The organism is Bacillus sp. 05T31, assembly GCF_056396725.1.
Window position 1 is genome coordinate 1 of record NZ_JBFTMA010000105.1, and the last position, 9,510, is coordinate 9,510.

Here is a 9,510-nt window from a genome sequence, read left to right on the forward strand (position 1 = left end):
CGAGAAGATTTCTCTGTTGCAACATCTGTAGCTAATTGTGCAGCATACAATAATATCATTAAATAATTTAGCATGATAAAGGTATTAATTAAAATCCCTACACCCTCTGTATGTTTTCCATCTTTAACCTTATCTGATATAGTTTTGGTATGAATTTCTACTGGTATTGTTAACACATTTAATTCATCTTGTGATAGATTTAATTGCTGCGCGAAATTAGAAGATTGTATTTGAGATAAAATCGTTTGAACCTTACTAACATCTTGCTGATTTGTATCTGTCTCAGTTATATACGTAGCCTTTAGTTGCTTATTATCCAATTCCTCTACAACGATTGCATATGTATAATCACCATCTTTAACACCTGATTCTGCTTTTTGTTTATCCGTACTATGTTTAACATGTATCTTACTATCGACATTTTTAAACACTTGTTGAATTGTTGTATATAATTCTTCTTTTTCTGTAACAACGACAACTTGCTCTTCCTCGTTACCTACAAAATAGTTATAAATTTTTTCAAAATTCATCATTCCTATAATTAACATAGAAATCATGATTGTAATAACAATATATGATGTAGCTTTTACCTTAGATTTATAGTTTTGTAAAAAAATCGTCCAGAAACTATTCATGCTGTGCACCTACTTTCTCAATAAAGATGTCATTTAATGTAGGCTCTTCTACTGCAAACTTTTTAACATAACCTAATTTCGTTATCTCTTTAAATAAAACATGCGAAACTTCTTCATATGAAATTTTAAGGGTAACTGCATTTTTACGTTTCTTCATACTTTCTACACCTTTTATTTCTTTCAAATGTTCAAAGTCATGATCGCCAACGATTACAACGTTCTTTTTACCAAAATCACTTTTAATTTTGGCAATGTCACCCTGAACAACAGGTACTCCTTTGTGCATGATACRAATGTGTTGGCATAACTCTTCCACATGTTCCATACGATGTGAACTAAAAAGAATCGACGACCCTTGTTTTTGCATATCAAGAACAGCGTCTTTTAACATTTCAACATTTACTGGGTCTAAACCACTAAATGGTTCATCTAAAATTAAGAGTTCAGGCTTATGTATAATCGCTGTTATCAGCTGGATTTTTTGCTGATTCCCTTTAGAAAGTTCTCCTACCTTCTTGTTCAGATGCTCAGTTATATTAAAACGCTCCAGCCAATAGTGAAGTTCTTTTTCTGCATCTTTACTTTTCATGTTCTTTAGTTTTGCAAAAAAATTAACTTGTTCTTTGACAGTCATTTTCGCATAAAGACCACGTTCTTCTGGTAAATACCCAATCTTATCCGTAACACCATAATTTATAGGTTTACCATTCCATGAAATGGTCCCGCTTGATTTCGATAAAAGTCCAAGTATCATTCGAAATGTAGTTGTTTTACCTGCTCCATTCCCGCCCAAGAATCCAAATATTTCACCTTTTGGTATCTCGATATTCAAATTATTCACTGCAACATGCTCGTCAAATTTCTTTGTTAAATCTTTAATTAGTAAACTCATTATCCACACCCTTAATTCCCAAGATGATTTATTTATACAATTGTATATCCATAGTCAACCACAATATTTTGCCCTCTAATGGCATCACTTTTATCAGACATTAAAAATAAGATAACATTTGTAACATCTGAAATTTCAACAAATTTCCTGTATGGAATCTTTTTTAATAACTTATTTCCTTCAAAAATCATTCATTACCAACAAATGTTATATTTTTCATTATAAGGTTAGCATAAGATTCAGAATAACCAATATGCAATTTTGCATATTTCAATATTTTTATAAGGTATTTCTTTGAAAAAATTTTCGTTATGTACTTTAAAACAACTTATAGGCACATTTAAGCTGCTCAATAGATAAATCATTCGTTTCTATTTTTTCAAACGTTCCTGCTTTCCATCTCATAACGCTCACTACTCTCTATTAAAAATTTGTTTCTCCATTATTATAATACTTGTTTTAACATCAGCCTTTCTCCTCTATATTCTTCACTATTAGGTTCTTTTACGAATATGGGCGGCCTTTCATCCTCTTCTTCTAAAATCATTTCAAATACTTCTGTTTTTTCTTCTAATACGTTGGATTCACTATCTTTAGTAGGCTCTTTGATTGTTTCAATTTTCTTTGTTACTTCGCCAAGTTTTTGCCCTACTTCTTCTATTTTGGCAGGTTCATCCGTAACGTAGTATTCCTGGCCCTCCCATACTAACATAGGTGGCACTTGTTCTCGTTTGTTACATATTATATAAGTAATACTAGCTATAAGTAGTAGACATGTTAATAAAAAGAAGATAGTTTTTTTGTTCATATACTATTCTCCTTATCTATCATTTTATTGGATTATATAATAGGAAATATAGTCACTAAATAGTTTTTATGGTATTTTTTAGTATTAATTTCAAATAGAAAAACCTTACTATAAAGTAAGGTTCCGTTTTTAAATTCTATAATGTTTTATTAATTAGAACGATCATTACGATAATCGCTATAAACATAACAACTAAACAGCCGATCATTTTATAAAATCCTCTTTTCGTTAACGTCCCGCCTTGAACGTCTTTACGAATAAATAAGAATACCGCTAAAAATAATACAAGCCCCATGCCAAAAGCATACATCATTTGCATATGTTAATCTTCCTTTCTCTTTTACATCTTAATATCTTTTCGATAAAACAACAAACGATATAAAAACTGTACTCATCGTAAGTGCCATAAGTATGTTCAATAGTTCAGTAGCAGATAGTGTAATTATTTTTAAGTTTAAGCCGAAAGAGAAAAGAAGATAATATGCGGTTAATGCAAAAAAGCTGAAGAACATTCCTTTATAACGAATAAGTTTCATTCGCTCATCTTTTTCTTTAAATTGCGGGTGTAAGTAACTTAAGCAAAAACACATAATCATCATCGCAAGCAATGTATACGTTGGAGCCGGYGGTGCAGAATGCGTCATTATACCTGTTAATATCATAAATCCACTCATAAATAGAAAAATAATTCCCATCATAACGAAGTACTTTTGTGAATAGTTCATCTTTATTCCCCCTCTTCCTTTCCTTCATAAATAAATACATGTTCTATCGTTGTCTGAAATGTTTTTGCTATTTCAAATGCTAACGGAAGTGATGGATCATATTTTCCCTTTTCAATTGAAATGATGGTTTGTCTGGAAACTCCAAGTTTCTCAGCCAATTTTTCTTGAGATAATCCAAATTTTTTTCGGTATTCGACCATTTTATTTTCCAAGGAAATTTCTCCCTCCTTCCTTATACCGAGTATATATGTAAAGGAAACTTTACGTCAAGTTTCCTTTACATTCATTTCGTCTATTTTTCATTCTATTTATATAGAAGAAACTTTTTCAAATTCAGCACGTCTATTTTGAAATGAAACATGGAACAATGTATATAGCCGTTACTATATCTCCTCCCCGCTTTTGTGAAAATTTAATATCTCCATATTTGTTTTATCCTTTTAAAATATTTCATTCTTCTCCTTATTGGGTGATGTGCGCTATTATTTTTACGTTGTTTTTCGCCATATTTATAGAAACTAACGGTTTATGAAGCATTTTTTATGTATAGCCACTTTTTTTGTAGAAATCCTTCATTTTCCTTTCAATATTTAACACTATCGATATAAAGTTTATGGTAAATTCATAATTTTTTATTTTTTATACTATATTCCGTTATATTGTTGTATAATATCAATGGAAGCGCTTATTATTTCAATATACATAATTCGAACTAAAGTTTATCGAAACATTCTGATAGTTATACTTATATTTAAATTCAGCAATTATAGTTATTAATGTAGGTATACCAAATATATCCACCCCATTTTTCTGTAAAATTACTTTATAACATGAAAGATTAACTTGGGTGATAAGTTATTGTGAATGTTTTTTTACAAAACAGATAAGTAATAGTGTTTGGTATTATGTAAATTATTGTAATAACATAAGAGTAAAGATAACAATTACATTAATTATTAGTTCATCAATTATTGAAAAAGAGCAAAATGCACCTTTTTGTATGGAAAAAGGATTATATGCATTGGGAGGTTTAAACAAATGACGAGGAAGAATACAACGACAAACCCTTGGGCCAAGTTCCATGGTCCGAAYCTTGGTTATGTTATTGAACAGTATGATCTTTACGTAACTGGAGCAGGTTCTGTTGATCCGGAATTACAAGAGCTTTTTGAAATTTTTGGAGCTCCTTCGTTTCAAGATGATGTCGTAACAGGGGACAACACAGCAACACATTTTTCTCCTCAAAACACAGGGAACATTGAAAAGATTCTTAAAGTCGTTCAACTTGTTGAACAGATTCGTTCTTTCGGGCATACATTGGCTCACATTAATCCGATGGAAGATGCTGCAAATGGACAATCACTTATCGAGAAAACAATGAACGAACTGAGCGATGCTGATTTGAAAGCGATTCCAGCAAAAACAGTATGGCAAAATGCACCAGAGGGTATTCACACTGCACTTGATGTAATTCATAGATTAAAAGACGTTTATACAAAATCTTTAGCTTATGAATTCTCACATATACAAGATAGTGAAGAACGCGCGTGGTTGCATCAAATGGTGGAATCAAATTCATTGCGTCAACCATTATCAAATAAAAAACGAACTGCTCTTTTAAAACGTTTAACTGCTGTTGAAAGTTTCGAGCAATTCTTGCATAAAACATTCGTTGGTCAAAAACGTTTCTCAATAGAGGGCGTTGATATGCTTGTACCTGTACTAGATGAAATTGTTTCAGAAGGTGCTAAAGGCGGCGTTGAAGATGTCATGATTGGTATGGCTCACCGTGGTCGTCTAAGCGTACTCGCTCACGTATTAGAAAAGCCATATAATCACATGTTTGCAGAATTCAAACATGCAAAAATAGAAGGTGCAGTGGCAAATGCTGGCTGGACTGGCGACGTGAAATACCATTTAGGTAGAGAACAAGTCGTTGGTAATGAAGAAGTTAGCACTCGTGTTACATTAGCAAATAATCCGAGTCATCTTGAGTTCGTTAACCCTGTTGTTGAAGGTTTCGCACGCGCAGCTCAAGAGAATCGTAAAAAATCTGGTCTTCCAGAACAAGATACTACAAAATCATTCGTAATTTTAGTTCATGGTGATGCTGCATTCCCTGGTCAAGGTGTTGTGTCTGAGACACTCAACTTAAGTAGATTGAATGCATACCAAACTGGCGGAACGATCCATGTTATCGCAAATAATGCAGTCGGCTTTACGACTGATAGCTATGATTCTCGTTCTACTAAATATTCAAGCGACCTTGCAAAAGGTTTCGATATTCCGATTGTTCACGTAAATGCTGATGATCCGGAAGCTTGTCTTGCTGCTGCAAACCTTGCGATCCAATATCGTACGCTGTTCAAAAAGGACTTCTTAATCGATTTAATCGGTTACCGCCGATATGGTCATAACGAAATGGATGATCCAGCAGTTACGCAACCACAAGTGTACAAAAAAATTAAAAATCACCCAACTGTAAGAGCAATTTATGCAGATCAATTACAATCTGCTGGCGTTCTGGATGCAGATGAGGTTGAAACAATTACTCAGTTTATACAAGAGGAATTAAAGGCTGAATACGCACAAGTGCCACCAGCTGATACGAGTGCTGCAACAATTCACGTTAAAGTTCCAGAGGTTGTTGCAAAAGGAATCCAGYCRATTGACACTGGTGTTTCAATTGACTCGCTTCGTGCAATTAATGAAGGACTATTATCTTGGCCTGAAGGCTTTAACGTATATCCAAAAGTGAAGAAAATTCTTGAGCGCCGTAAAGATGCTCTWGAAGAGAACGGTAAAATTGAATGGGCACTTGCTGAATCKTTAGCATTCGCTTCTATTTTRCAAGAAGGTACGCCAATTCGTTTAACTGGTCAAGATTCACAGCGTGGTACATTTGCGCATCGTCATATCGTATTACACGATACTGATACAAACGAAACATATTCACCATTACATCGTTTACCGAACATTAACGCATCATTCTCTGTTCATAACAGTCCGTTATCAGAAGCCGCTGTTGTTGGTTACGAATATGGTTATAACGTATTTGCTCCAGAAACTCTTGTGATGTGGGAAGCTCAATATGGTGACTTCTCAAATACTGCGCAAGCATTATTTGATCAATATGTTTCAGCAGGAAGAGCGAAATGGGGTCAAAAATCAGGTTTAGTTCTTCTATTACCACACGGTTATGAAGGTCAAGGACCGGAGCATTCTAGTGCACGTCCAGAGCGTTTCTTACAATTAGCTGCTGAGAACAACTGGACAGTTGCAAACTTAACGAGCGCAGCACAATACTTCCATATCTTGCGCCGTCAAGCATCTATCTTAGGAACAGAGGCTGTTCGACCATTAGTAATTATGACGCCGAAAAGCTTATTACGTCACCCACTTACACTTTCTACAGGTAGTGAGTTAAGTGAAGGACGTTTCCAACCTGCTTTAGAACAAGGAAACCTTGGTGCGAAACCAAACAAAGTAAAACGCCTTGTTTTAAGTACAGGTAAAATGGCAATTGACTTAGCAGCAGAAATCGAAAGTGGTAAGCATGAGTACAGCCTAGATGAAGTTCATATGGTTCGTATCGAGCAGTTGTACCCATTCCCTGCTGAAAAAGTTCAATCTATTATTAAACGCTTTAAAAACTTAGAAGAAATCATTTGGGTTCAAGAAGAACCTCGTAATATGGGAGCATGGCATTACATGGCTCCAATCCTGTTCGAACTAGCTGGGGATAAAGTGAAAACAGGTTACATTGGACGCCCGGATCGTTCTAGCCCATCTGGTGGCGATCCATTCGCTCACAAAGCTGAGCAAGAACTAATCGTTGCACACGCTTTAGATGTGAAGTACAACTTCCGTCAAGATAAACAAGAAATTGAAGTTTTCAGCAACTGAAAGTAACAATGAATTTCACTAGCTCAGCTTGGGCAGATATTCTGCCCAAGGTCGAGCTAATACATGGAGATTACCGAAGATTAAAGAAGACAAAACACACCGTTAGGCAAATAAGGGGAGGACATTTAAAATGATCGAAATTAAAGTACCTGAGCTTGCAGAATCTATTTCAGAAGGAACTATTTCACAATGGCTTATCAACGTAGGCGACAGAGTTGAGAAAGGCGGCAGCGTTGTTGAGCTTGAGACTGACAAAGTCAATGTAGAAATCATTGCAGAAGATTCAGGTATTGTATCGAAGTTACTAGGCGAACCTGGAGATACAGTTGAAGTTGGCGCTACTATCGCAATTTTAGATGCAAACGGCGCAGCAGTTGCAGTAAGTACACCAGCTCCATTGGCTGAGCAACCAAAACAAGAAACTACTGAGGCACCGAAAGCAGAAGCTCCAAGTGCTGAACAAAATAAAGCGTTGCAAGGTTTACCAAATACAAATCGTCCTATCGCATCACCAGCTGCTCGCAAAATGGCTCGTGAATTAGGAATCGACTTAAACGACGTACGTAGCACAGATCCACTTGGACGYGTGAGACCACATGAYGTACAAGCTCACGCTGCAGCKCCAAAAGAAGCACCAGCTGCTCCAAAACAAAGTCCGGCTCCAGTTGCAAAAACTGAATTCGAAAAACCAGTTGAGCGTGTGAAAATGTCCCGCCGCCGTCAAACAATTGCAAAACGTCTTGTAGAAGTTCAACAAACATCTGCAATGTTAACTACATTTAACGAAGTTGATATGAGTGCAATCATGGAATTACGTAAAGAACGCAAAGATGCTTTCGAGAAAAAACATGATGTACGTCTTGGCTTTATGTCATTCTTCACAAAAGCAGTTGTTGCAGCATTAAAACAGTTCCCATTATTAAATGCTGAAATTCAAGGCGATGAGCTTATCATTAAAAAATTCTATGATATCGGTATTGCAGTAGCAGCTCCAGATGGATTAGTTGTTCCAGTTGTACGCGATGCTAACCAATTGAACTTCGCTGAAATTGAAAGCGAGATTCGTAATTTAGGTCTGAAAGCACGCGATAATAAACTTTCATTAAAAGAGCTACAAGGTGGTACATTTACAATTACAAATGGTGGTGTGTTCGGTTCTCTAATGTCGACACCAATCCTAAATAGTCCACAAGTAGGTATTCTAGGGATGCATAAAATCCAAGTACGTCCAGTTGCAATTGATGCAGAGCGTATGGAAAACCGTCCAATGATGTACCTTGCACTATCTTACGATCACCGTATTGTTGATGGTAAAGAAGCAGTTAGCTTCCTTGTTGCTGTTAAAGATATGCTTGAAGATCCAAAATCATTATTATTAGAAGGTTGATAGATTATTAATCTATTAAAGGCTGTAGAATGAATCATTCTACAGCCTTTTTTCATTATGTTCATATGGGACAAATCACACTACATAGACTAATAATGTATGCCTAAAACGTAAGGGGGATAAACATGAATAACCTTCCAGTTCATGCAAAACTTAAAGCAAATAAGGATACTTTCTTCCTCCCCGATTCAAACGGGGGTGTTTACTTTCGAAATAACTCCAGTTCATTCCGTATGGATGGTGATGGGATTTATGACTGGATTGAGAAATTAATGCCTATGTTTAACGGTAATCATTCTTTAACAGAAATAACCGATGGTCTCCCTCTCCCCTATCAAAATCGTGTATTTGAAATTGGAGAGATTTTATATGAAAATGGTTTCGTTCGTGATGTAAGCCAAGATGCTCCCCACGAATTAAACAGTGCATTACTCGACAGATATGCTTCGCAAATTGAGTTTTTAGAAGCTGATTCCCATTCAGGCGCTTTAAAATTCGAAACGTACCGCGCAGCAAATGTGCTTATAATTGGTTCTGGCGATATGCTTACTTCCCTAGTTTCTTCTTTATTAGAATCTGGTTTACCTACATTCCATTATCTTGTTACAGATCGTGCTAAAACAAACTACGATCGAATTCACGAATTAAGCGAACGTGCATATGCAAATGATGACAATGTACTTATTCAAGAAATAGATATTACAATTGATCGCCCTTTACATGAAGTATTCGAGCCTTTCGACTGGATTTTATACGTTTCCCAAARTGGAGATATTGAAAGTTTAAGAGCAATCCATACTATTTGTAGAGAGTTTAAGAAAAATTTCATACCAGCTATTTGCTTATCAAGAATTGGTTTAGCTGGACCCGTCGTAACCGCAGACCGTGAAGAATGCTGGGAATCAGCTTGGCATCGTCTACACGAAACTACTTTACAAAGTGAAAATCCACCTGAACCTTTCTCACCAATTGCATCTGCAATGTTAGCAAATGTTATCGTTTTTGAGTTATTTAAACATGTCGCTGAAGATTCACATAGGCAGCATAATCCTCAATTCTTTTTATTAAACTTGGAAACACTTGAAGGAAAGTGGCACCCTTTCATAAAACATCTTCTCGCAACCGATGAAATCTTTACAATTGATACGGTGCAAAAT

The 9,510-nt window shown here is 35.6% G+C and carries 10 protein-coding genes; 3 read left to right on the forward strand and 7 right to left on the reverse strand.

Annotated features, from left to right (window positions below):
• The 7 genes from AC1DJR_RS09555 to AC1DJR_RS09585 all read right to left on the reverse strand — a co-directional run.
• Nucleotides 1-635: ABC transporter permease (locus tag AC1DJR_RS09555; protein ID WP_477002477.1), on the reverse strand; the 635-nt coding region annotated here is incomplete at its 3' end.
• Complete coding sequence (locus AC1DJR_RS09560) at nucleotides 628-1,527, reverse strand: ABC transporter ATP-binding protein (RefSeq protein WP_477002478.1); 900 nt, start codon at nucleotides 1,525-1,527, stop codon at nucleotides 628-630. The genes AC1DJR_RS09555 and AC1DJR_RS09560, both read right to left, overlap by 8 nt.
• Nucleotides 1,528-1,559: 32 nt before the next feature.
• The gene (locus tag AC1DJR_RS09565; protein WP_078179204.1) at nucleotides 1,560-1,718 is read right to left on the reverse strand and encodes an SDR family oxidoreductase; all 159 of its coding nucleotides are present in this window, start codon (nucleotides 1,716-1,718) and stop codon (nucleotides 1,560-1,562) included.
• A 254-nt stretch (nucleotides 1,719-1,972) separates the two neighbouring features.
• Nucleotides 1,973-2,335, reverse strand: a complete 363-nt coding sequence (locus tag AC1DJR_RS09570) for a hypothetical protein (RefSeq protein WP_429687379.1) — start codon at nucleotides 2,333-2,335, stop codon at nucleotides 1,973-1,975.
• 136 nt (nucleotides 2,336-2,471) lie between these two features.
• Nucleotides 2,472-2,654, reverse strand: coding sequence for a DUF3976 domain-containing protein (locus tag AC1DJR_RS09575; protein ID WP_002011459.1), 183 nt, complete (start codon nucleotides 2,652-2,654; stop codon nucleotides 2,472-2,474).
• A 28-nt stretch (nucleotides 2,655-2,682) separates the two neighbouring features.
• Nucleotides 2,683-3,060 carry a permease gene (locus AC1DJR_RS09580; protein ID WP_214931393.1) on the reverse strand — a complete coding sequence of 126 codons (378 nt, stop codon included), beginning with the start codon at nucleotides 3,058-3,060 and terminating at the stop codon, nucleotides 2,683-2,685.
• Between the two features lie 2 nt (nucleotides 3,061-3,062).
• Nucleotides 3,063-3,272: a helix-turn-helix transcriptional regulator gene (locus tag AC1DJR_RS09585; RefSeq protein ID WP_000428506.1), complete on the reverse strand. Its 210-nt coding sequence runs from the start codon at nucleotides 3,270-3,272 to the stop codon at nucleotides 3,063-3,065.
• 826 nt (nucleotides 3,273-4,098) lie between these two features.
• On the opposite strand from AC1DJR_RS09585, the gene odhA reads away from it, so the two are divergent.
• From odhA to AC1DJR_RS09600, 3 genes are all read left to right on the forward strand, one after another.
• A complete protein-coding gene (gene odhA, locus AC1DJR_RS09590) occupies nucleotides 4,099-6,966 on the forward strand; it encodes a 2-oxoglutarate dehydrogenase E1 component (RefSeq protein ID WP_477002479.1) in 2,868 nt (955 codons plus the stop codon).
• A 130-nt stretch (nucleotides 6,967-7,096) separates the two neighbouring features.
• The gene (odhB, locus tag AC1DJR_RS09595; RefSeq protein WP_429687377.1) at nucleotides 7,097-8,353 is read left to right on the forward strand and encodes a 2-oxoglutarate dehydrogenase complex dihydrolipoyllysine-residue succinyltransferase; all 1,257 of its coding nucleotides are present in this window, start codon (nucleotides 7,097-7,099) and stop codon (nucleotides 8,351-8,353) included.
• Nucleotides 8,354-8,478: 125 nt separating this feature from the next.
• The coding region (locus AC1DJR_RS09600) for a putative thiazole-containing bacteriocin maturation protein (RefSeq protein ID WP_477002480.1) at nucleotides 8,479-9,510 on the forward strand (1,032 nt) is incomplete at its 3' end.

Excerpts from the sequence above, each read along its gene's own strand:
- AC1DJR_RS09575 (WP_002011459.1), bottom strand. The coding sequence starts at position 2,654 with ATGCAAATGATGTATGCTTTTGGCATGGGGCTTGTATTATTTTTAGCG.
- AC1DJR_RS09565 (WP_078179204.1), bottom strand. The coding sequence starts at position 1,718 with ATGATTTTTGAAGGAAATAAGTTATTAAAAAAGATTCCATACAGGAAA.
- AC1DJR_RS09570 (WP_429687379.1), bottom strand. The coding sequence starts at position 2,335 with ATGAACAAAAAAACTATCTTCTTTTTATTAACATGTCTACTACTTATA.